Below are 24,236 nucleotides of genomic sequence, written 5' to 3' on the forward strand. Positions count from 1 at the left end.
CATAACCATTAGCAATCATATCCTATTATCAACCGCAAAAGTGGTCTTAGCAATTGTAGAAAGCAGTAAAGCCGCAGCTGCACTGGTAAAAACAGAATAATCAAATGGTGCTTTTATTGAAACAGAACCAGCCATTGCGAGCGCAAAAAGAAGCATTAAAACAGCGGTGCCAAAAGCTGCAATTCTAGTTTTAAAACCGCTGAGTAATAATACGGCAAGCAGAATTTCAAAAAATGTGGCTGCTGTGCCTAATATTTCTGCCGTAGATTTACTTGCCCACGTGTTAAGAGATTGGGTATAGATAACAAAATTTTCCCAGTTTCCCCACGCGACTGCGTTAGATCCTGGTGTGCCCCAAAGTCCAAATCGATCTGCTACTGCCGAAAGCATTGTAATTCCTAAAACTATTCTTAATACTAATCCTGCATCTGCTGTCGATATGTTTCTCATTTATTTTTATTTTAGTTAATTTGAAGATGTTCCAAATTCTTTTTTACCAAAGTTTTATGTCCAACGGGTTTAAAACCAAGCTTTAAATATAATTTTTTGGCATTTGGATTATCTTCCTCTACAAGTAAACCTAAAGTCTCTTTATTTTTATGAACGTATTTATCAATTAAAAATTGCAGAATTGCAGAACCAATTCCTTTTCCCTGATGTTTAGGATTTATGCCTAAAGAGTCAATATAATACTCTCCAGCCTGCGTTTCATCTTCAGGATTAAAATCGGGATTATAATTGTTTCGCACATATTCGATTATCGGATTGCGCAATTTTTGCAAATCGGCACCATCATAAAGATTAACGGCACCAATAATTTCATTATCAGCTTCGGCTACATAGCAATTTTGATAGGAATACTGATTGTTTTCTGTTTCGACAAAATGCTGTAGAAAGTCAAGTGCGCTGTTATAATCGTTTTTGCAAATAAATTTATAAATAATGTCTTCCATTGCAAGTAACAAAATTGGAGCAATGTATTTAGAGTCGGAGATAACAGCTTTTCTGATAACCATAATAGAGTATTTTACTTTTTACAAATTTACAATTATAATATTCAGAGCGTGTGATGATTTTATATTTACAATGCTGAATTTGTACCATTATAGGATTAAAATATACCATATTTAAAATTTAATCTCCTTGTATCTTTGTTAAAGTAAACTAGTTGAGGTAGGTACTAAAAACAGAAATAACGAAATAAAAAAGTATAAAAATGAAAGCAATAGGATTTAAAACATCATTAGCTATAGCGGAAAAAGACAGTTTTATCGAATTTGAAACGTCAAAACCAGTTCCTGCCGCTCATGATTTATTAGTAAAAATAGATGCCATTTCAGTAAATCCGGTAGATTTTAAAGTTCGTCAGAGCAGTGCCAAAGATACCGTTTTAGAAAACCCGAAGATTATTGGCTGGGATGCTGTTGGAATTGTAGAAGCGGTTGGCGAAAATGTTACGCTGTTTAAAAAAGGGGACGAAGTTTATTATGCGGGTGATATTACAAAACAAGGAAGTAATGCCGAATATCAAAATATTGATGAACGAATTACCGGAAGAAAACCAAAATCGTTAAGTATCGAAGAAGCTGCTGTTATACCGTTGACAGGTTTAACAGCTTGGGAAATTTTATTTGATCGAATCCGAATAAATCCGGAAAAGGATAAAGGAAAATCAATTTTAATAATTGGAGGCGCCGGAGGAGTTGGGTCGATTGCAATTCAGCTTGCTAAAAAAATCGCTGGTTTAACTGTGATTGCAACAGCTTCACGTCCAGAAACGATAGATTGGTGCAAAAAACAAGGAGCTGATTTTGTGGTTGATCATAAAAACTTAGTTTCTTCAGTTAGAGAAGCTGGTTTTGAAAATGTAGATTTTATTCTAGATTTCGTTGACACCAACTTGTATTGGGATTTAATGGTTGAATTGATAAAACCGCAAGGACATATTGCTTCAATTACGGGCAGCAGTGACCCTGTGGCGTTGAATAAATTGAAAAGTAAAAGTGTATCCTTTTCTTGGGAGTTAATGTATACACGTTCGATGTTTCAAACAGAAGATATGATCGAACAGCATAACATTTTGAATAAAATAGCAGATTTGTTAGATGAAGGTGTTTTGAAAACCACTTTAAATGAAACATTAATAGGCCTTACAGCAGATAATCTTAAAAAAGCGCACCAGCTTTTAGAATCAGGAAAAACGATTGGGAAAATTGCAATAAAACTCTAAGTTTTTCTTTAAAATAATTCAAAAGTCCAATTCAACTCGATTGGACTTTTTTTTTGTAAATTGGTGAAATTCTATAAGTTAAAATGTAAATCATATAAGATTTAATATTCTTAATTTTAGATATTTGTTTGTATTAACCCAAATTAACTAATAACTGCTATGAAAAAAATTAAATACATTTTTGTTCTTTCAACTGCTTTTTTGACATTTAGCTGTTCAAGTAATGATAAAGCAAAGAATGATGGAGGAACAAAAACGGATCCTGTAGAAAAAGAAAAGCCAAATTCTAATTATAAACCTGCATTTGCAGGGCAAACCCGAGTAAATGGCGTGACTACCAATACTGCGTTTCAGGCTGTTGTTCTTACATCAGAATTAACAAATCCGTGGGGAGTAAAAAGTCTGCCGGACGGACGCCTTTTGGTTACTCAAAAAACAGGAACAATGCGTATTGTTACTCCTGCAGGAGTTGTAAGTGCTCCTATTACTGGTCTTCCAGCAGTAAATGCTTCAGGACAAGGCGGTTTATTAGGGTTGTGTTTGGATCCTGATTTTACTTCAAACCGAATGATTTATTGGGTTTTCTCTGAAGCAGTTTCGGGCGGGAATATATCTTCGGTGGCAAAGGGAAAATTATCTAATGATGAAAAAACGATCGAAAATGCGACAGTAATTTATCGTTCAAGTCCAGCAAACGCAAGTAATTTGCATTATGGAGGACGAATTCTTTTTGATCAAACAGGAAATCTTATTGTGAGTACAGGAGAACGCTCCGTTTTAGAAACCAGACTTTTGGCGCAATCTTTAACAGCTAGTTTAGGAAAAGTGATCAGAATAACAAAAGAGGGGAAAGCTGCAGCGGGAAATCCAACTTTTGCGGGAGCAGGAGCATTGCCTGAATTGTTTACTTACGGACATAGAAATCCACAAGGACTGGCTGTGCATCCAATTACAAAAGAAATTTGGTTGAGCGAACATGGACCGCGAGGAGGTGATGAAATTAATCGTCTTCAGGCTGGATTAAATTATGGCTGGCCGATAATTACATATGGAATTGAGTATAGCGGAGAACCTATTGGTGCCGCGATTCAACAAAAAGAAGGAATGGAGCAGCCTGTGTATTATTGGGATCCTGTTGTATCGCCAAGCGGAATTACTTTTTACGCTGGAAATCGTATACCAGAATGGGAAAACAATTTGTTTGTAGGCTGTTTAAGCGGTATGCATATCGTTCGTCTTGTTATTAAAGATAATAAAGTGGCTGGAGAAGAAAGACTTCTTGCCAGCGAAAATCAACGTTTTAGAGATATTACGCAAGGCAGTGACGGTGCTTTGTATGCAGTGACGGATCAAGGCAGACTTTATAAAATTGATAAAAAGTAAAGATTTTGTTTTAATAAGGTGTAATGGCGCAATTAGGCGCCATTTTTATTTTAAAAATATCCTTAAATGTCTTTTAGTCAGTTTATGAGTGTCTTTATATAGTGAAATAAGCTTTCGTAACAATAAGTAAAATTAACGTAAGAAAGTAAAGAGCAGTTGCTACCATAGTAAAAATGATATGGGCAAAAAACAGCTGAATATAGTAATCTCTAAAACCAAGGGGGGGACGATAATGAGTGATTTTAAAAATAAACACCCAGCTGATTATGCCAATAATACCACTAATAACTCCAAGTATAAGAGCACTAAGTGGTGAAACTGCCAAAATATCTTCTGCCCAAAGGATATGATAAACGGATACAAATAGAAAGCCAATTACAAAATGAAGAAACCAGCCCAAATTATTTTTACACTCGTTTGTAATATCAATGTTCATTTGGACCAATACCGAGCTTAGAAGTACGGGTTCTTTGTATAATTTTCTGTAATTTTTAGACATAAAATAGCTGAACCACGTCATCGCTGATGTCGCAGCTCCCGAAATTAAAACCAGTTGTATGAGAATATATAAATCCATAATCTTCGGTTTATAGTTCAAAAAATGCTCTTTTCAAAGTTAAATCGATAATAGCAGGAATGCTTACATTATTGAACTTTGCAATTATATAATTATCAGTATAAAATCGATGATTGCTGCGGTTTTTGTTTTTAAGGTGTTGATTGTTAGCTGTTACGTTGTTTTTAGGTTATGAAAAAACAATCCAATTAGTTACCTTTATAAGGTTTAGAATTGTTTGAATTTCATAAGTAAATGTTTCTTTTCTGTTATTTTTAAAGAGAGAGGGTTTTTAATTTTACACTATAATTTAATATATAAAGTATGAACACAATTAACGCAAAAGCATTTGGAACCATTGCAGCCGATGCATCATTAGAAGAAATGACAATCGCGCGCAGAGAAGTTTTGGCAAAAGACATCGAAATAGAAATTTTGTATTGTGGTGTCTGTCATTCAGATTTACATACTGCAAGAAACGATTGGGGAGGAACACAATATCCAGCTGTTCCCGGTCATGAAATTGTGGGAAGAGTAACTAAGGTAGGAAGTGAAGTAACAAAACTTAAAGTTGGCGATTTAGCAGGAGTAGGGTGTTTGGTCGATTCATGTCATACTTGTGATAGTTGTAAAAATGACCTTGAGCAGTACTGCTTAAATGGTTTTACAGGAACTTACAATGGACGAGATGTTCATTTAGGAGGACATACTTATGGTGGTTATTCGCAAAAAGTAGTTGTCGATGAACATTTTGTTTTAAAAGTGCCTTCAAACTTAAACTTAGCCGCTGTTGCACCATTGCTTTGTGCTGGAATTACAACTTGGTCACCATTAAAACACTGGAATGTAGGTAAAGGAAGCAAAGTAGCAGTAGTTGGTTTGGGCGGACTTGGACATATGGCTATTAAACTGGCAAAAGGTCTTGGTGCCGAAGTTACCTTGTTCTCAAGAACGCCAGATAAAGAAAAAGACGCTTTAGAACTGGGTGCAGATGCGGTAGTAATTTCAACAGATAATAATCAGATGAATGCAGTAAGCGGAAAATTTGATTTAATTATTGATACTGTTCCTTATGTACATGATGTAAATCCTTATGTTGCTACATTAAGTATCAGTGGAACTTTAGTTCTAGTGGGGTATTTAGGAGGTTTAGAGCCTATTTTAAATACAGTGCCAATGATTTTAGGCAGAAAATCTGTTGCAGGTTCTGTAATTGGCGGAATTGCCGAAACACAAGAGATGTTAGATTTTTGCGGAAAACACAACATCGTTTCGGAAATTGAAATTATTAAAATTCAGGAAATCAACGAAGCTTATGAAAGAATGCTGAAAAGCGATGTAAGATATCGTTTTGTAATTGATATGGCTTCTTTGAAGTAATAGTTTAAGTTTAGAAAAAAGAAAATCCCAAGTGTCATCATATTGATACTTGGGATTTTTTTATTGTTAGCTAGAAAAGCAGTTTTTTAATTATCGAAAAAATATACGATTAGCATCTTTACAGGCTTTTTGCTTTTGTTGATCGGTACGTGTTTCAATCTTCCATCAAAAAACAGCGAATCGCCCTCTTTTAAAGTGTAGGTTTCATTTGCTATCAAATAATCAACTTCGCCCGATATAATGTATTTATATTCAAAAGCATCTGTACTTACCTGATCTCTGTAACTATTAGGTTCAAGAGTTAAGAAAACAATATCAATAGTAGAATTTTTTATGGTACGGGTTAAAAAACGCTCATACGAAAAACCGTTTGATCCTTCCTTTTGAAACAGGTCATATTCATCTTTTCTTTTTATAAGCACCATTTCGTCTTCCTGAGTCATATCCTTAAAGAACTCACTCAAGTTAATCTGCAGGGCAGAAACGACACTAAGTAAAACTGTTAATGAAGGAATGCTTCTTCCGTTCTCAATTTGAGAAATCATGCCTTTGCTTACGTCACTTAAATCTGCAAGTTCCTGTACAGTAAATCCTTTTTCGATTCGGTATTGTTTTATTCTCTTGCTGATTTCAAGTAAAATAGCTCCTTCCATGTTTAGTATTTGTATACAAAAGTTAATTAATAATAAACATTACTTTACGATTTGTTTACATATAGTAAACATTTGTATAGTAATATTGCACTGTAAAAATAAACAAAAGTATGGAATTAATTGTATTTGATATGGCTGGCACGACAGTCCATGATGAAAATAAAGTTGGCTTAACATTGCAAACCGTTTTAAAAGAATTTGGTTATGATTTTTCTCTTGATCAAATTAATGTAGTAATGGGTTACGAAAAACCAGTAGCGATTTCGATTTTATTAGAAGAAAAAAGACCTGAGTTAATAAATAAAATCCATCAAGTTTTTGTAGCAAAAATGATTGCTTTTTATGAGCAGAGCAATGATGTAAAAGCAACTTCAAATGCTCATGAAACGATTCAGTATTTAAGAAACATTGGTATAAAAGTAGCTTTCGATACAGGATTTTCTCGTCCGATTGCCGATGCTATTTTCGCAAAACTAAACTGGAAACAAGGTGTTGATTTCGATTTCAGTATTACTTCTGATGAGGTTGAGCACGGACGTCCTTATCCAGATATGATTTTTAGAGCTATGGAGCATTTTAATATCGCAGACGCTTCATTAGTTGGAAAAGTTGGTGATACAATGTCAGATTTACAACAAGGTCAAAATGCAAAATGCGGATTAGTAGTCGGCGTAACCACTGGAGCATACAGCCGCGAGGAATTAGAGCATCATTATCACCATTATATTATTGACGATTTATCAGAATTAAAAAACAAACTTTAATTTATTAAACACATGAAGGCTTTACTGTACATTGCAGCTGCATTATTCTTAACAACTTCGTATGCACAAGAAGTTAAAGGTAAAATCAGCAGTGAATCCGGTCCCTTACATCCGGCTTCGATTTTAGTTATAGAGCAATCTAGAATTGTAGACACAGACCAAAATGGTAATTTCTCTTTTAAACTTAAAGCAGGGCAATATCATTTAGAAATTTCAAGTGAAAACCATACTTCAAAAAAAATTGCAGTAAACGTTTCAACAAAGAATATTGATTTAGGAACTATTGTTCTTACTGGTAAGGAGGAAAAACTGGATGAAGTAGTTTTAGAGTATTATAGCAGCGGAGAAAGAAAAGCGATGGATATGCGCCAAAGTTCAAATGCGATTATGGATGTTGTAAGTGCAGATGCAATGGGTAAAATGCCAGATATTAGTGCAGCTGAGGCCGTACAAAGAATTCCAGGTGTAAGTATAGACAGAGATCAAGGAGAAGGAAGATATGTAACCGTAAGAGGAACGCCGTCGCAATGGAGTTCGGCAACTATTAACGGAGACAGAATGCCATCTGCAAAAACCTCAGGAGATTTGCTTGGTAATCGTACAGTACCAATGGATTTATTGCCAACAGAATTTCTGGAATATATTCAGGTTGTAAAAGCAATTACGCCAGAATATGAAGGAGATGCTATTGGGGGAACAATTAATTATATTCCGAAGTTTTCTCCAAAAAAAGAAACTTTTCGTGCGACAGTTGCTATTCCTGTTAATCTTCGTGCGGATGATAAAGTGGGGTATAATAGCACAGTATTATATGGTAACCGATTTTTTAAGAAGAAATTCGGCTTTCTAGCCATGACCAATTACAATCGACGTACTTATTCTACAGATGATTATGAGGTTGTTTATGGTAATGCATTACACAATGTAAATACGCTGGATGTTAGAAATTATCAGGGAGTGAGAACCAATACCGGATTTAATGTTGCAACAGATTTTCGTTTTAACAGCCGAAACAAAATTTATGCTCGTGGTTACTACAGTCAATTTCTAGACGAAGAGCAAAACAGAAAAACAATGCACTACTTTAATAAAACGACAAGTAATGCTGTATTGCGTTGGAGTACCGTAGATTATTTGTTTAAAAACTATGGAGGTGAATTTGGATATGAAAGTAAACTATCGGACAAATTAAAAATGAACGCCAAAGTTGCTGCTTATACTTCATGGGCAGGTTATAACGGTCCGTCATCAGCAACAAAAAATGACAGAGGTTATTATTACGGAAACTGGATACAAACTGTAAAATATGACAATTTGGTAAAAGTCGACGGTACAAATTATAAGTTTTTGCAAGGCGACGGACCAGCGGGTTATGTGGGTGATCCATCCAATAATATTCAGCCGCACTTTTCGGCTCCATATGATCCAGAAAAATATTATTTAGACAGATATGTAACTTCAATTCGTAATGTCGAAGAGAAAGATCAAGTAGCTGCCGCTGATTTTAATTATACTGCAAAAGAAAATTTAAAAATTAAGTTTGGAGGAAAATTTAGAAATAAAACCAGTACATACGACTACCGTTACATTACCTGGATTTACGATACAAAAGCACCAAAAGCTTATTTGAATCAATGGGAAAGAGAAGCATTTCCAAGTAATAATTGGTTTCCTGAATTGAATAATAATTATGATAATTTAAAATTCAATTATCCAACAGAAAGCTCTTTTATTGACCCAATGGGAAATCCTGCGATTGCCAAAAACTTAAAGTATAACTATCAGGATGTAACCAATTCAAGTTATGCAACAGGTAATTATGATGCGACCGAAAAAGTTTGGGCAGGTTACGGATCTGCAGAATGGAATATTAACGATGATTTTCGTTTTGTGGGTGGAATTCGATACGAAAACACAGCTGTAGATGCAAAAAGTTACGAGTTCAACGATAAAACCAAAGTAGTTACACCAATATACGGAAGTAAAAATTACGGTGCATTTTTACCAATGGCACATCTGATTTACAAACCATCAAAGAAATTGGATTTAAGAGCGGCAGTTACCAGAACTTTTGCCCGTCCGGCTTTTAATGAGTTGAGCCCGAGTAATAGAGTAAATCCCGATAATCATACGGTTGTAGAAGGAAACATCGATTTAAAACCAACATTTTCATGGAATTATGATGTAGTAGGTTCTTATTATTTAAACAAAAACGATTACGTAACCGGAAGTGTTTTCTATAAAGATCTTAAAGATTTAATTTATACATCGACGACTGACGAGATAAGAACTGTTGGTGGAGCCGAAGATTTGTATAAAGTTTCAAGACCTTTAAATTCTGACAATGCATTCTTGTACGGAATAGAAGTAGGTTTCAATAAGAAATTTAAAGAATTACCTGGATTTTTAAGCAATTTTAGTCTAAAAGCAAATTACACGTTTACAAAATCCGAAACCACATTATCAGATCGAGGTGACGAAAAAATAGGTTTAATGAATCAATCGCCAAACATCTTTAATGCATCGCTTATTTACGAGTACAAAGGTTTTGCAGCACGATTGGCGGCAAATTACCGTGAAGCCTTTTTAGTTGAAATCCGCGATAACAAAGGAGCTGACAGATATCAGGACAAAGATTTTCATCTAGATATGAACCTTTCTTATACAACGCCTAAGAATATTACATTCTTCATAGATATTAACAACCTTAACAATCAAGAGTTACGTTATTATCATGGCGTAGTTTCAAGACCAGAGCAGGTGGAGTATTACGGCATTCGTGGTAAAATTGGAGCAAGCTATAGATTTTAATAATTTCTAAACATAAAGGTAACATTCAAGTAGTACTATTGTGTTTTTTATAAAGATAAGATGAACAGAAGAGGTTTTGTAAAAAGGTCAATGCTCGGAATGATTCCGCTGTTGTTTCCTGTAAAAGTATTTTCATTATTTGCCCAAAATAACAATGCGTATTTTATGCATGGAGTGGCTTCTGGAGATCCTACAAACGATGCAGTGATACTATGGACACGTATTACTACAGAATTTTCAGGGATTTGCAATGTCGAATGGCAGATCGCTAATGATGATGCTTTTAAAAACATAGTAAAAAAAGGCTTCGTAACAACATCACAAGACCGCGATTATACGGTTAAGATTGATGCAACGAATCTAGGAAGTAATCAGGTTTACTTTTACAGGTTTATTTATAACGAAACGACTTCTGATATTGGAGTTTGTAAAACGTTGCCTGATTCGCTTTTAAAACCGCTTCAAATAGCAGTTGTAAGCTGCAACAATTACGAAGACGGCTATTTTACCTCATTCCGTCATATTGCAGATAATAAAGCCATTGATTATGTATTTCATTTGGGCGATTATATCTATGAATACGGAACAGGACAATATGCTAATAAAGCTTTTCTTGAAGAAAGCAATCGTTTAAACGACCCGCTTCATGAGCTTATTTCATTAGCAGATTATAGAAAAAGATATGCTCTTTATCGTAAAGATAAAGAGCTTCAAAAAGCACATAGTACAAAATCATTTATCTGTATTTGGGACGATCACGAACTGGCTAATAATGCCTATTTCGGCGGAGCAAAAAATCACCAGAGAAACGAAGGGAATTGGACTGACAGAAGCGCCGCTGCTGTACAAGCTTATTTTGAATGGATGCCAGTGAGAGCTAAATCGACAAGCGAAATGATTCGTTCGATTAAAATAGGAAAGGAGGCCAATTTCTTTTTCTTAGAAGAACGATTAGACGGCAGAGATAAACAGTTATTAAGCAGCGACCCAGAAAAATTTAATCCGCAGCGAAAAATGATTTCCAAGAAACAGTTTGATCATTTATCAGATGAATTGAAAAATAGTGATGCAAGATGGAATTTCCTTGTAAATCAGGTCATGTTTACAGGTTATAAAAGCAAAAAAATAGAAACAGTAAAAGAAGAGGATTGGTGGACAGGTTATCCTTACCAAAGAGAACAGCTGATCGAAGTTTTTGAGGGCTTGAAAAACCCGCCGATTATTTTAACAGGAGATCATCATCAAAGTCATGTTTTAGAATTAAACGCACCAGATTCGGCCAATAATAAACGTATTGCGTGGGAGTTTTTAACGCCGTCGATAACTTCTAAAAATGATGACCGCCTAACAAGCGAGCAAATTGCAAAAAAAAGCAAACTCTTATACAAGCTTAATCCGCATATGATTTACAATGATATTGCAGCTCACGGCTATTTTATTTTGAAAGTGAGTAAAAAGCAAATCAACATCAGTTATAAATTCAATTCTGATATACTGCTGCGAGATGGTGATGAAAGGCAAGGTCCTGATTTTACAATTGATAACTTAAACAACTTAAAGAAAAATGTGTAGTTCATGTGTTATGCTGTTTAATGAAAAAAACGGCAGTATTCTTCCAGAATATACGGCTTTGCCAACGTTGCAGACAGGCGAAATTTTAGTAAAAAATAAATACACGACTTTGTGCGGCAGCGACCTGCATACTTTTACAGGAAGACGAAAAGAACCATCGCCAATTGTTTTAGGACATGAGATCGTAGGAGAAATTCTGGAATTATCGCAAAGCGAGCCTTTTTATGATTTAAATGGAAATATCTTAAAAGAAGGTGATCTTATTACCTGGACCATTTTTGCCGCAACAGATACAGATGAGTTTGTAAGAGATAAAATGCCCCAGAAATCTGCGGGTTTATTTAAATACGGACATGTTCAGTTTACCGAAAACGAGAAGTTTAACGGCGGATTAGGAACGCATTGTGTATTGAAAAAGGGGACAGGGATTTTGAAAGTGCCTTCGTCAATAGATGAAAAATTTGCACCAATTATTAATTGCGCCGGAGCTACAGCAATGGCAGCTTATCGATTAGTTAGTCAAATTGAAAGCAAAAATGTACTAATTCTTGGCGCAGGAGTTCTAGGTTTAATTGCTGCAGCGATTGCAAAACAGAAAAAAGCATCATCGGTTACGGTAATTGATATTGATGACAGGCGATTAGAGAAAAGTAAATCTTTTGGTGCCGATTATATTTACAACAGTTTAAATCCAATAGAAGAACTTACTCAGATAACGTCAGGATTTTATAAAAAAGGTTTTGATGTTGTTATCGATATGAGCGGTTCTATTGAAGCTATAAAAACAGGTTTACAGTTTAGTGCAGTAGGAGCAGAACACATTTGGATAGGCGCCGTAACTCCAACAGAAAGTATTGAAGTTAATGCTGAGGTGATGATTCGTAAATTGTTAAGCATTAAAGGAATGCATAATTATAATTATGAGGATTTTATTAATGCCGTTTCATTTTTTGAAAATCATTTTTCAGATTATCCTTTTGGTACTTTCATCGAAAAAGAATTTCCATTGCAAGAAACCCTGGAAGCATTTCAATATGCAATTAAACATAAACCATACAGGGTTTTAATTACAATTTAATGATGAGTAAAATCTCAAAAAAATACCAAATGCTTTTTATCACCATGTTTTGTTACCTGTTTTTTTATACAGGCAGACATAACTTTGGCTGGGCAACAAAAGCAATGCGCGAAGATTTAGGAATTTCATATACTTTTATTGGCTGGATAAGTTTCGCTATGCTGATAGGTTATTCGCTAGGACAGTTTATCAACGGAAATCTCGCCGATCGCTTTAATCCAAAATACCTAGTACCTATAGGAGCTTACTTGTCTATAGCCTGCAACTTAGGAATTAGTTTTACCCATTCGCCTTATATCATTTTAGTTTTATGGTTCTTAAATGGCTACTTTCAATCGATGGCTTGGGCTCCTGGAGGAAAAATAATTGCCAATTGGTTTAAAACCGAAGAGCAGAACAAAGCCTTTGGTTTGTATACCATGGCAGCTGGATTTTCATCGGCAGTGACTTTTGGTATTTCAATTTATATTACCTCGCTGCATTTAGACTGGAGGATGTTGTTTAGACTGCCGGTTTTATTACTGTTTGTGTCAGCCACCGTATTTTTAGTTTTTATAAAAGCATCGCCGGTTCCCGTAGAAAGAAAGTCAAAAGGTTTTGATTTTGCAGCAATAAAAAAGAGTTACAGTGAAGTTCTGGGACATAAAAAATTTAGATTAGTCTGCCTCTCATTTGGTTTAGAAAGTATGGCGCGCTACGGATTAATATTTTGGGTTCCTGTACATTTTTTAGGTGATAATTGGAAAGAAGATCCTTCTTTAATCTGGGTTACCTTTTTGCTTCCGTTAGGTATGGCTTTTGGCGCTTTTAGTTTTGGACAGCTGTCAACAACGCTTTTTAAAAGTAATTACAAATCTATATTTATGGGAATGCTGGTTTGCTGCGGACTTTCGTTTCTATTGTTTTTTATGCATAATGCAAATCTAGTTGTGATAGGATTTCTTTTGATTGCCTGCGGTTTCTTTGTTTACGGACCTCAAGCCAATTTTTGGGCTTTGTGTCCGCAAATAATGGGAAGGGAGCGAACAGGAACTGCAATTGGAACCATGAATATGTGTGGTTATCTTTTTGCCGCTTTAGGAGAACCTTTACTTGGATATATTATTGAAAGAACAGGAAATACAAAATTTTTATTCTTTGTCATTTCTATAATATGTTTATTGTCTGCTTCAATAATGGATTTGATTAAAGACGAGCGATAAAAGCAATTTGTCATAAAATAAAAACACCTCTAAAGCCAAAAGTTTTAGAGGTGTTTTTGATTGTAATTGTTTAAATGTGTGCAGAATTTCTATGTGTTTTGAAAGCTCCGCTGGAGCATTTTTTTAATAGTCTAATTTCAATGAATGAATGTTGATTTTACGATATTTATTAGATCTGAAATTTAAACATTACCCAAGCCTGAAAGGCGAACGGAGAAGCAATTAAAAATCAGTATTAATTACATCATCAAGTCCTTGAACTTAATAATATTGAGCTATCGGGAGCGCGAAAAAATATTAAACACATAGATTTAATTTGAAAACCAACAGAAATCTATGTGTTTAATACGCATTCAACAAGAGCAGAGGGAAATTTTACTTTTGCTCAGCAATTGTTGATTTATTAAGCTTAACAACTCGAATTGTTTTATTTGTGTTATCAGATAGAAAGATGCGATCATTAAGTTGTACCGCACTTACAATAGTACCAAAAGGATTTTGTCCCATAATGTCAGAAGCATTTACTCTTGGTTTGTATTCTCTATTGTTAAATTCGTCTTTTGGGTAAAGACGTAAATAAGATGTGTTTCCTGCGTTTTCTGATGTTATCGCCCAATCTTTGCTAAATACTACCGAAATTGGTTTTGCTTCTTCAAAAGGAGCTTTTACGGGTTCTAATGGAGTAGTTATTGAAGCTGCAGCATTAGCACGAATGCCAGCTAAATTATAATACAAATAACTTTTAGCATCTCTTCCTGCTACTACCAAATTTCCGTCCGTTACATCCATAGAATATACCTGATCGAAACCGCTTAAAGTGTTTAGTTTAGCAAAAGGTTTTAAATTCCAGTCGCTGGTTTCAGTAATTTGTGAAGCTTCAAAAACTTTAATAGATTTTTCTTTTTCCTTTACAAACACCAATCCGTCCTTTACAACAACGCCAAAAACGTGTACAAAAGTCTGCCACCATTGTCCGTTTCCAACCGTGTTAATTCCTAGAGTAGTACTTTCGTCAAGAACAAAAAGTCTCGATTCGACACTTCCCACATAAATTCTTCCATTATCAATAGAAACAGATGTCAGATTTACAAACGGAATTGTTGTACTGCCTTTTGTGTAGTTTGCAATTGTTTTAATATGCGCTAAAGTCACAGCATTAAAAACCTCTAAAACATTACCGTTGCAAACGTATAATTTCTCTTTCGAAATCGTGATTCCTTTAGGATCAAGCGTTCCGGATCCGTCGCCAATTTGTTTAGCTGTAATCGAAGCTTCGTTTGTAGGGTAGTAATAGTCGTAATTTGTTGGTTCAGGACCATCAGAATCTTTGCTGCAGCTCGTAATAAAACAAAGCAGCAGTATTAAAAAAGGTAGTTTGTTCATGTTGATTTTGCGGGTTAGTTCCATTTTCCTTCTCCTTTATATTTTAGTAAAAATGGGTTTTTAGGATTTATCTTAAACTCTGGTTTTTTGTATTTACCCGTTAGGTAACTTGTTTTGCTGTATCCTTTTAGTACTTCAGGATCTGTAAAAGGCAGATCGTTTAAGTAAATCAAGTATTTATAAAAATCAGTAAGCATTTCCTGTTGACCGCCGCCTTCACCGCTGTTTGCTAAGTTACTGCTGTGTCCCCAGCCAATATGATGAGAGTATTCGTGTGACCAAACCGACATTTCGCCTAACCAATGTCCTGTAACATAACCAGATTCCCATTGAGAAGCCAGTGCGCCGCCGCCTAAAGCTGCTGCACCGCCAACCATTGCCATATTTACCGTTCTGCCGTCAAGGTAATTCCAGTACGTTTTTTCTATTTCCTCTTTAGTTAAATAGTCGTAAGTTCCATCCTTATCTTCAGCATTACCATGCCAATTAAGCGCGCCATTTATTGCGGTTCCTGCTGTAGCAGCCTGTTCCTGTTTGTATTTGTTGAAATTTGTAAAAGTGCTGTAATACAAAGGATGACTTAAAGCATAAGAATAATTAATGATCATCGTTATGGCTTCTTTTGCCAAAACGGGATTCATCGGTAAAAACTTTCCAAGCTCGTTAGTATGATACGAAGCGCTAAATTGCACTAAGTGTGTAGACTTGATTTTTTTAAATTTCAGAAATAAAGGATCAGTTGATTCTACAGAAAACTCGATTGCTCCCGAAGAAAATCCTTCGATTTTGTCGATTGTAACTGTTTTGCCGTTTTCAAGTTCGTAATCATGTTTTCCCGCAGTTAACGGAATTTGATGAAAAGATCTGTGAAAAGCAGGCACTTTTGAAAATTTGTAAAGAACAAAGCGTTTTTCGTAGTTAGGTAATTTAGCATATATTTTCACATCAGTTAATCCAACTGGTGAATACAGTGATACCTGAACAGAATCTTTGCTTTTTTGAATTACTTGCAAAGGTTTATTTACTCTAAACCAACGGTCTTTATTATCGTACATTTTTGAAGAGTTTTCGGCGTCTTCAAACATTGTAAAGGCACGATTTCCTGCTGGTAATGTTGCAGCGTCAATGCTAGGCAGATAATTTGGCTTGTAATTTTCGCCGTCTTCCTTGTCACTGCATGCAAAAGTGATACTTGCCAGAACAGCAAGTACTGGAAAAAAATAATACGTTTTTTTCATTAGTAGGGTTTTGATTAAACTTGGGGTTTGTTTTTAATTTTTTAATATTAAAGCGCAAATTTCGTTTAAAAAACGGTATTTTAAATAAGAAATTTTTAATTTTTTAAGATTTATCTGTAAAATACTCAGAAACAGTAAAAAAAGCAAAGCCTAATGCTGTAAACAAAAGGCTTTGCCGAATATTAATTGAATTAGTAAAGCTGTTCGATGTAATTACTTCATCTGTCCGTTTCGCTCGAGGTTTAAAATTATTTTTAAACACATAGAAACATAGGTTTTATTTCTAGAAAGGAAAACTAAAAAGAAACACATTTCTCTCGCATAGTAGTTTATGTATTTTTGGTCAAGTGAAACATCTTTCTCTAAAGCCGTAAAACTATGTAGATAGTTATTTTGACTATGTTTTGAAATTAATTACGACCTAATTCTCGTTAGATGGTTTTCCAATTGTTGCTAAAATACCGCCGTCTACATAAACAATATGACCGTTTACAAAGTCACTTGCTTTTGAGCTTAAAAAGATTGCTGCACCTTGTAAATCGTCTGGATTTCCCCAACGTCCTGCAGGAGTTCTTCCCATGATAAACTCATTAAAAGGATGTCCGTTTACTCGAATTGGAGCCGTTTGACTTGTTGCAAAATAACCAGGGCCAATTCCGTTTGTTTGAATATTGAATTTAGCCCATTCCGTAGCCATGTTTTTGGTCAGCATTTTTAATCCGCCTTTTGCAGATGCGTAAGCGCTTACAGAATCTCGGCCAAGTTCACTCATCATTGAGCACATATTAATTATTTTTCCGCCTCCGCGCGTAATCATTCCTTTCGCTACATTTTTAGAAACAATAAAAGGGCCTGTTAAATCAACCTTTACCACAGCTTCAAAATCTGCAACTTCCATTTCGATAATTGGCGTTCTTTTGATAATCCCGGCATTGTTTATTAAAATGTCGATAGGACCAACTTCAGACTCTATTTTGTTAATTGCTTCGATTACTGCATTTTCGTCAGTTACATCAAATAAGTATCCGTAAGCCTCGATCCCTTCTGCTTTGTATTCGGCAATTGCATTGTTTACTGCTTCTTGCGACGAATGGTCGTTTACTACAATTTTTGCACCAGCATGTCCAAGTCCTTTAGCCATTGCCATTCCTAATCCGTGAACACCACCTGTAATTAATGCTGTTTTCCCTGTTAAATCAAATAAATTAATTGACATTCTTTTTTGTTTATAGTTAATAGTAATTCTGTTTTAGTTCTTTTTTACCGTTACAATCAACGGGTTGTTTACTTTTTGATAAAAAGCATTCAAGTAATCAAACCATTGTTTTGCAGTAGTGATTTTACCTGCTTTATCCCACGCCGCACCGGTGTAATACACAATTGGTTCGTTGTTTTTGACCGTTGTTTGTGTTAGTATTTGTTCTTTGTTACTCCACATAGAAGTTACTGGAGTAGTTACAATAGAACCTACAGCGGTTGTGCCGTCTTTTTCGAAAGTAGGTTCCCAGTATCCCATAATACCTTGTTGTTCATTTAAAGAAATAACACCTGTCTTTTCTCTTTTTATGATTCCCACGACAACAGGAATCGGTTTGTTGTCATTGAATGTATAAACGTTTTCGATGCGGTTAAGCTGTGAGCCAGCATCAAGCGAAATAGTTTTTATGGCACTCATTTTTATGCCGCCAGCGTTCCATTCGTCATATTTTAGTTGAAAAGTGGAGCGTAAAGGCCCATTATCTAAAACTTTCCATAGGTGATAATTGCCTGAGTAACGAATAGTGTCTTTGATAAATGGAGCCATATTTCCGGCGCCCAAGGTAAAACCTACGTGATAATAATCTAAACCGTCACCATGATCGATATGGTAATCATCGCGTTTGTAGCGGTCGTTTAATACTAATTTATCTGTGCGTTTTACCCAAACATCAAAACCGTAAGCATCACCTTCTGTTTTTTCTAAAGCTTTCCCGTAAGCACGAAACGCAATTTTATCATTTTCCCAAGCAAAATCATCTTTGCGTTCAGGAACGTAGCGCGCATATGTTTTTGCTGCAAAAGCTTCAGGTTTTCCTTTTTGAATAGAAAGGTTTAGTGTTGATTTTGCTTTAACATTTACCTGCAATAATAAATTTTGAACAGCAGCAGAACCTTTATGTTCCAATTGAAAAGGAACCTGCTTTTTTGTGCTCGTATTAATTACAATAAAGTTTGTCGTGTCGATTTGCGGATAGGAGGAAAGTATGTCTTTCCATTTTACAGAAACCACAGTTTCTGTTTGATCTACAGTCAAATTGTTTTTAATAGTAATACTTGCTTTTGTCTGCCCAATAGAAGTAAAGGGTAAAATAAAAGTAAGTAGAAAAATGTATTTTATAATTTTCATAAAATTTTAATTAATAGTTTGTTATGTTGTTTTATTTAAAGTTGTTATTTTGTTTGAAAAAGGCATGAAATGAGCTTGTCGATCAGAAATGAAATCATTTTGCCGAGTCTGTAATTTTCGAAATTATTGAGTTTGCCTTTGTGTAAAGACTTTGTTTTTGCAGCTGTTTAATTAAACAGGCAGAGGATTATAAAAGAGGCTTTTTGTTTGCATTAGTTAGTTTGTATTGTTGTTTCGTTATTCTTTTGGCTGCTCTAGTTTGGCTAAATATTCGCTCGGCATACAGCCATAATGCTGCTTGAAAGCGGTTGAAAAATAAGACGGAGAGTTAAAACCGCACATATAGGTAATTTGTGCAATTGTGTATCGCTTACTCTGCATTAATTCTACTGCTTTTTTAAATCGGATTCTTTTTATAAAATCCATCGCCGATTCGCCTGTAATAGCTTTGAGTTTTAGATAAAGATTAGAACGGCTCATACCAATTTGTCGGCTGAAATGATCTACTGAAAACTCAGAATCGGCCAAATGATCTTCTACAATTTGTATGGCTTGCTTAAGAAAATCTTCGTCAAGCGTGTTAAAAGCAATGTTTTCGGGAACCATTTCTTTCCCTACAGCATAATATTCCTTTAAACGTTTACGCGAGCGCAGCAAATTTGTAATTTTTGCGGCCAATATTGGAGTCGAAAAAGGTTTTGTAATATAATCATCAGCGCCCATTTCTATTCCTTTTAACTGCTGGCTGGTTTCGGTTCTGGCGGTTAAAAGCACTAATGGAATATGCGAAGTATTGATGTTTTGTTTAACACGTTTGCAAAAATGCAATCCGTCAAGTTCTGGCATCATTACATCGCTGATGATAATATCAAATTGGTGAATTTCTAGAAGTTCTAAAGCCATTTGACCATTGTAAGCGGCTGTTACATCATAAATTTTACCAAAGTAATCCTGCAGATAATCTATAATCTCTTTATTGTCATCAACTAAAAGCAGTTTTATTGGCTGATCTCTTTCTGCTAATTCGTTTTCTTCTTCAAGAGTGTTTTCGTTATCAAGTTCATTATCAGTAACGATATCTAATTCATATAAAGAATCCTCGATATGCTGATCGTTTTTATAAGCTTGATCAGAAAGAGGAATTGTTACTTTAAAAACACTTCCAACTTCTTTAGTACTTTCGGCAGAAATTTCTCCGTGATGCAGTTCGACTAAGCGTTTTGTAAAAGCCAAACCAACACCAGAGCCCAAATTCATTTCACGATTGTTTACCTGATAAAAGCGATCGAATACTTTTGATAAATCGTCTTCACTAATTCCAACCCCCGTGTCAGCGACTTTTATTTCTACAGTTTCATTTTTCTTTACTAATTCCAGCGTAATGCTTTGACCCGTTTTGGTGTATTTGAACGCATTGGATAAAAGATTAAACAAAATCTTTTCCATAGCATCTTTATCAAAATAAAATAAAAGCTGTTCTTCGTTTGTATGAAAGGTAAAATGAATATCGTTTTTTTCTGAAAGCGGTTTAAACGACTCGTAAATTTCACGTGTAAAACGAACAATATCACCTTTGCCCACTTTAAGCTGTCGCGTTCCCATTTCGGTTTTTCTAAACTCAAAAAGCTGATCGACTAAGTTGTACAATCTTTTTGCATTTATAAACATTAGTTCGTGTTTCTTCTTAGATATTTTGTCCGCAAACGGGGTCTTTAATAATTCCTCTAAAGGAGCCAGAATCAATGTTAATGGCGTTCTTAATTCATGCGAAACATTAGTAAAGAAATCCATTTTTACTTGGTTGATATAACTTACTCTTTCTTTGTCAATTCGTTCTAATTTTAACTGTTGTTCAGCTTGAATTCTTTCTTTAATAATTTTAAAACCAATATAAACCGCAATACCAATAATGGTTAATAACAACAGCGAAAACCAAAGCGTTTTATACCAAGGCGCAAGAATATCAATTGTTAGACTTCTTACCGCGCTCATTTCGCCATTTGGACCTACGGCTTTGATTTGAAAGTTGTATTTTCCTGCTGGTAAATTGCTGTAGCTCACTTTTAACTGATCTGTGCGCTGCCAGTCTTTATCAATGCCGTCGAGTTTATAATAGTAATACGTTCTATTAGAAGAAATATAGTTGAAGGTGTTGAAAAAGATACTGAATTGCTTGTATTCTGAGCCAATTTCGAGTTCTTTTACCTGATCGATATGTTGTTCTAAAATATTGGTTTCATCGTTTACCGCAACCGTTTTGTTTAAAACCTCGAGTGTTGTAAAACTTAGTTTTAAAGGCAGCGGTTTTTGTTTAATCATAGCAGGATAGAAGTACGAAATACCTTTGATACCGCCAAAAAGTAACATACCATCTTGTGCTTTACAAAACGAATATTCGTTAAACTGTTTGTTTTGCAAACCGTCACTTTCGTCAAAATTTTGAACCGTACGACTGTCTGGATTAAATTTGATCAGGCCGTGATTGGTAGAAATCCATAAATTACCATCATCATCAGGAACAATGCCGTAAATGGTTTCTTCAAAAAAGTCTTTTCGAGCTTTGAAGCTTATAAAAGATTCTTGGTTTTCGTCATACAAACGCAAGCCTTCTCTAGTGCCAATCCAAATTCGGTTTTTTTGATCTTCGGTTACACAATTGATAATATCTTCGCTTAGTTTTCCGTGCCCCACATTTCCAAACAAAAGCGTATCAGGATAAAAGAGTGTAACTCCGTTTGTAGTTCCTATCCAAATACGGTTTTTACTGTCTTCAAACAAAAAAGTAACAGCGTCTGATGTTAAACGTTTTCCAGCTTTGTCGAGATGAATGTGAGTAAAAGTTTTGGTCTCGGGGTGAAATTGGTCTAAACCAGTTCTGGTACCCACCCAAATACGACCTTTAGAATCTTTCAGCAAAGCATAGACTAAATCTCCTGCAATACTGTTAGGATTTTTTTCGTCATGACGAAATCGCTCTGCTGTTCCAGATTTTGGATTAAGAAGATTCATTCCGCCATTATGAGTACCAACAAGTACATTACCATTATCATCAAAAGCAATGGCTTTAATATTATTAGAACTTATACTGTTAGGATTGTTTTCGCTATTTGAATAATAACTGATTGTGCCAGCGTTTTTGTTCCAATAGTTTATTCCTTTGTCATTAGTTCCTATCCAGAAATTTCCTTTAGCATCTTGTTTAATTACGCCAATAACTTCATCGTTTAAAGATGGTTTAGCCGAGTTTTGGCTTAAAATATTAAACTTTATATCATTTTTATGATAATAGTTAATACCACCATAGTAGGTTCCCAGCCAGATTCCGTTTTGTTTATCCTTCAAAAAACAGCGTACCGAATTTTGAGCAATGGTGTAAGGTTGTGAAATTTGATGATAATAATTTGTAAAAGAATTAGCCGATGGATTATAAATAGAAAGTCCTCTAAAAGTACCAAACCAGATATTGCCTTCGGTATCTTTACCCACACAACGAATATTATTATCAGCAATACTATTTGATGATGAACTGTGTGTAAGACTTGAAGTCTGGCGGTTTTGACCATTATACAAAATCACTCCATAACCTTCGGTTGCAATCCATAAGTTCTTGTTATCTACAAAAACACTATTGATGTAAGGTTTGTTAGTTCCTAAATTCAGTTTTTTTAATTGATGTGTTTTTGGATTTAATTGAAAAAGACCAACATCGGTGCCTATAAGAAGCTGCTGCTGCCAAAAACCGACGTAAGCAATCTCTTTTATTTCGTGAGAAGAAGCTTTAAATTTAATATTGGTAAATTTTCCGTCTTTTGGCGAAAGAACAAAAATCTCTCCTGTAATTGATGCTGCCCAAATACGATGTTCACTGTCTTCTGTTATTGACGAAATATACCATTCGCCTAAACTTTTTGGAAACTGGTAATTGGTAAAGTTATCAGTATCATAATTATAAACACTTAAACCTTGATTTCCGCCTATCCATAATCGCCCTTTATGATCTGTAAACAAACTTCGAATGAAATAAGACTGTAAACTATTTTTAGCGTTTTTTAAAGGGCGATACACTTTAAAACCTTTACTGTCATAACGATTTAATCCGTCTTGCGTTCCTATCCAGATAAAACCTAAAGTATCTTGCTGGATGGCAAAAACAGAACTTTGCGACAAGCCCTTATCTACCGAAATAGTTCGGAAATAGCGATCTTGTACCTGCGCATAACTTTTCACGGAGAAAAGAGTTATGTAGAAAAACGTAAAAAGGAGAATCGTTTTCTTCATAAAGGTTTGAATTATAATTTATTGTTTGGTTTGGCTTCTTGTTTAAAAGAACGTAAGCTCTAATTTAAACAAAAAGAAAACACTTTATTCTTTTAATTTTTATCGTATTTAGCTGCGTCTGGCAATTCGTCAACAACTTCTTGTTTGTTTACTTTAGAATTGTAAATTTCTAGTAATACTGAACTTCCAGCAATTTTTGGTGCATATTTTTTTCCTTCAAACTCTAGAGATTGATTGCCAAAACTAAATGCTGATTTTGCTGATTTGCCAATTACTTGTAAAGCCGCTGTTTTCTTGCCGTCTAACTGTGCTAAAATTTCCCAATCTCCAACTTGTAAATGCTTTAATTCATTAACGTTTGATAATGTTTTAATGACTTCTGTTTTACCTTCTTTGATTTGAATGATCGTTAAGAATCTAAATTTTTGTTTAGGTTCTGAGGTAATTCCAGCATGCCATTGGTTTTTAAAATCTTTAATTTTACCTTCATCATCGGTAACTTTATTCCAGTTTACTGCCGCTTCAAAAAACTGATTGTGTACAGCCATTTTTAACGGACTTTCGGCATAAACATTAGCAGTAACATTTCCTAAGTCTGTTTTTACAACAAATTGCTGCTGATTCGATTTTTCTGCATTCTGACCTTCAATAGTATAATATGGGCAATGAAATTGTGTCGTCCATTTAACTGGATTTTTGGCTTCTAGTTCGTCGTACAAAACAATATATCCGCCTTCTAATTGCAGCATATGTCTTCTGTATAAGGTTACACCAGATTCTCCGTAACCGTTTTCTTTGCTAGGTACAACTTTAATTTGTTCGAATCTGTTGAGCCAGAATTCGCTTTTAATTTCGCCATAAGCATTGCTTGCATCTCCTAAAGCATACTGAATACGTTTTCCAGAAATCGCTCTCGGAATCCATCCGTAACCTTCTTCACCGATTTTTTGATTTAAACTGTCGGCCAAAATAGTGTTGTATGCTTTTGTAGATCTATAATGCAAAAGATTGTGTTTGTCGCTGAAATTGCTGTAGTAACCCGTTCCTCCAAAGATTACTTTTCCTTTATAGTTAATGGTAAAAGCATTTTGCGAAGCGTGTCCATGTCCCGAAGAACCAAAGGGACTGCTGAATAAATAACTGCTCAAAGATTTGTCGGCGTTGGCTAAATCTTCATGCATAGCAACAACTCCGATATCTCCAAATTTGCGTGTTTTAGGCAAATCTGAAGGAGATGAAACAGGTAATTTTCGGTTTGGTTTAAAATTTAAAAGACGGAAAAGCAGGAAATCATCTGTTCCATGATAATAAGACGGATATTC

18 protein-coding genes are annotated in these 24,236 nt (G+C 35.0%); 8 read left to right on the forward strand and 10 right to left on the reverse strand.

Annotated elements, in window-relative coordinates; translation table 11 throughout:
* Positions 1 to 15: 15 nt before the first annotated feature.
* Entirely contained in the window at positions 16 to 450 is a 435-nt protein-coding gene (locus BOW55_RS03560) for a DoxX family membrane protein (RefSeq protein WP_129023003.1), read from the reverse strand.
* 11 nt (positions 451 to 461) lie between these two features.
* Positions 462 to 1,016: a GNAT family N-acetyltransferase gene (locus BOW55_RS03565; RefSeq protein ID WP_129023004.1), complete on the reverse strand. Its 555-nt coding sequence runs from the start codon at positions 1,014 to 1,016 to the stop codon at positions 462 to 464.
* Positions 1,017 to 1,216: 200 nt separating this feature from the next.
* Here BOW55_RS03565 and BOW55_RS03570 point away from each other — a divergent pair, with 200 nt between their 5' ends.
* Positions 1,217 to 2,230 (forward strand): zinc-binding alcohol dehydrogenase family protein, encoded by a 1,014-nt coding sequence (locus tag BOW55_RS03570; RefSeq protein WP_129023005.1) that lies wholly within the window; start codon positions 1,217 to 1,219, stop codon positions 2,228 to 2,230.
* Between the two features lie 159 nt (positions 2,231 to 2,389).
* Positions 2,390 to 3,613 (forward strand): PQQ-dependent sugar dehydrogenase, encoded by a 1,224-nt coding sequence (locus BOW55_RS03575; RefSeq protein ID WP_129023006.1) that lies wholly within the window; start codon positions 2,390 to 2,392, stop codon positions 3,611 to 3,613.
* A gap of 94 nt (positions 3,614 to 3,707) precedes the next feature.
* On the opposite strand, the gene BOW55_RS03580 is transcribed toward BOW55_RS03575, so the two are convergent.
* Positions 3,708 to 4,211, reverse strand: coding sequence for a hypothetical protein (locus BOW55_RS03580; RefSeq protein WP_241686465.1), 504 nt, complete (start codon positions 4,209 to 4,211; stop codon positions 3,708 to 3,710).
* A gap of 282 nt (positions 4,212 to 4,493) precedes the next feature.
* Between BOW55_RS03580 and BOW55_RS03585 the strand changes: the two genes are divergently transcribed.
* Entirely contained in the window at positions 4,494 to 5,549 is a 1,056-nt protein-coding gene (locus tag BOW55_RS03585) for an NAD(P)-dependent alcohol dehydrogenase (RefSeq protein ID WP_129023007.1), read from the forward strand.
* Between the two features lie 86 nt (positions 5,550 to 5,635).
* Here the strand turns inward: BOW55_RS03585 and BOW55_RS03590 are convergent, their stop codons facing one another.
* Positions 5,636 to 6,202, reverse strand: a complete 567-nt coding sequence (locus BOW55_RS03590; protein WP_089055530.1) for a helix-turn-helix domain-containing protein — start codon at positions 6,200 to 6,202, stop codon at positions 5,636 to 5,638.
* Positions 6,203 to 6,312: 110 nt separating this feature from the next.
* Between BOW55_RS03590 and BOW55_RS03595 the strand changes: the two genes are divergently transcribed.
* From BOW55_RS03595 to BOW55_RS03615, 5 genes are read left to right on the forward strand one after another with little or no spacing between them, the layout of a single operon-like run.
* Positions 6,313 to 6,966: an HAD hydrolase-like protein gene (locus tag BOW55_RS03595; protein ID WP_129023008.1), complete on the forward strand. Its 654-nt coding sequence runs from the start codon at positions 6,313 to 6,315 to the stop codon at positions 6,964 to 6,966.
* A 12-nt stretch (positions 6,967 to 6,978) separates the two neighbouring features.
* Positions 6,979 to 9,777, forward strand: coding sequence for a TonB-dependent receptor (locus BOW55_RS03600; protein ID WP_129023009.1), 2,799 nt, complete (start codon positions 6,979 to 6,981; stop codon positions 9,775 to 9,777).
* A 60-nt stretch (positions 9,778 to 9,837) separates the two neighbouring features.
* Entirely contained in the window at positions 9,838 to 11,349 is a 1,512-nt protein-coding gene (locus BOW55_RS03605) for an alkaline phosphatase (RefSeq protein WP_129023010.1), read from the forward strand.
* The gene (locus BOW55_RS03610; protein ID WP_129023011.1) at positions 11,342 to 12,427 is read left to right on the forward strand and encodes a zinc-binding dehydrogenase; all 1,086 of its coding nucleotides are present in this window, start codon (positions 11,342 to 11,344) and stop codon (positions 12,425 to 12,427) included. Before BOW55_RS03605 ends, BOW55_RS03610 begins: the two co-directional genes overlap by 8 nt.
* 29 nt (positions 12,428 to 12,456) lie before the next feature.
* Positions 12,457 to 13,629, forward strand: coding sequence for an MFS transporter (locus BOW55_RS03615; protein ID WP_129023012.1), 1,173 nt, complete (start codon positions 12,457 to 12,459; stop codon positions 13,627 to 13,629).
* A gap of 375 nt (positions 13,630 to 14,004) precedes the next feature.
* Here BOW55_RS03615 and BOW55_RS03620 read toward each other — a convergent pair whose 3' ends face one another.
* From BOW55_RS03620 to BOW55_RS21225, 6 genes are all read right to left on the reverse strand, one after another.
* On the reverse strand, positions 14,005 to 15,036 hold the full coding sequence (locus tag BOW55_RS03620) for a hypothetical protein (RefSeq protein WP_129023013.1): 1,032 nt from the start codon (positions 15,034 to 15,036) through the stop codon (positions 14,005 to 14,007).
* Positions 15,027 to 16,250 (reverse strand): hypothetical protein, encoded by a 1,224-nt coding sequence (locus BOW55_RS03625; protein WP_129023014.1) that lies wholly within the window; start codon positions 16,248 to 16,250, stop codon positions 15,027 to 15,029. Before BOW55_RS03625 ends, BOW55_RS03620 begins: the two co-directional genes overlap by 10 nt.
* 421 nt (positions 16,251 to 16,671) lie before the next feature.
* Positions 16,672 to 17,466, reverse strand: a complete 795-nt coding sequence (locus BOW55_RS03630) for a gluconate 5-dehydrogenase (RefSeq protein ID WP_129023015.1) — start codon at positions 17,464 to 17,466, stop codon at positions 16,672 to 16,674.
* Between the two features lie 33 nt (positions 17,467 to 17,499).
* On the reverse strand, positions 17,500 to 18,636 hold the full coding sequence (locus BOW55_RS03635) for a DUF4861 family protein (protein ID WP_241686466.1): 1,137 nt from the start codon (positions 18,634 to 18,636) through the stop codon (positions 17,500 to 17,502).
* 237 nt (positions 18,637 to 18,873) lie between these two features.
* Positions 18,874 to 22,914 (reverse strand): two-component regulator propeller domain-containing protein, encoded by a 4,041-nt coding sequence (locus tag BOW55_RS03640; protein ID WP_129023016.1) that lies wholly within the window; start codon positions 22,912 to 22,914, stop codon positions 18,874 to 18,876.
* A 92-nt stretch (positions 22,915 to 23,006) separates the two neighbouring features.
* Positions 23,007 to 24,095: a heparinase II/III family protein gene (locus BOW55_RS21225; protein WP_241686467.1), complete on the reverse strand. Its 1,089-nt coding sequence runs from the start codon at positions 24,093 to 24,095 to the stop codon at positions 23,007 to 23,009.
* Positions 24,096 to 24,236: the final 141 nt, after the last annotated feature.

This window comes from Flavobacterium sp. YO12, assembly GCF_004119495.1.
GTDB lineage: Bacteria > Bacteroidota > Bacteroidia > Flavobacteriales > Flavobacteriaceae > Flavobacterium.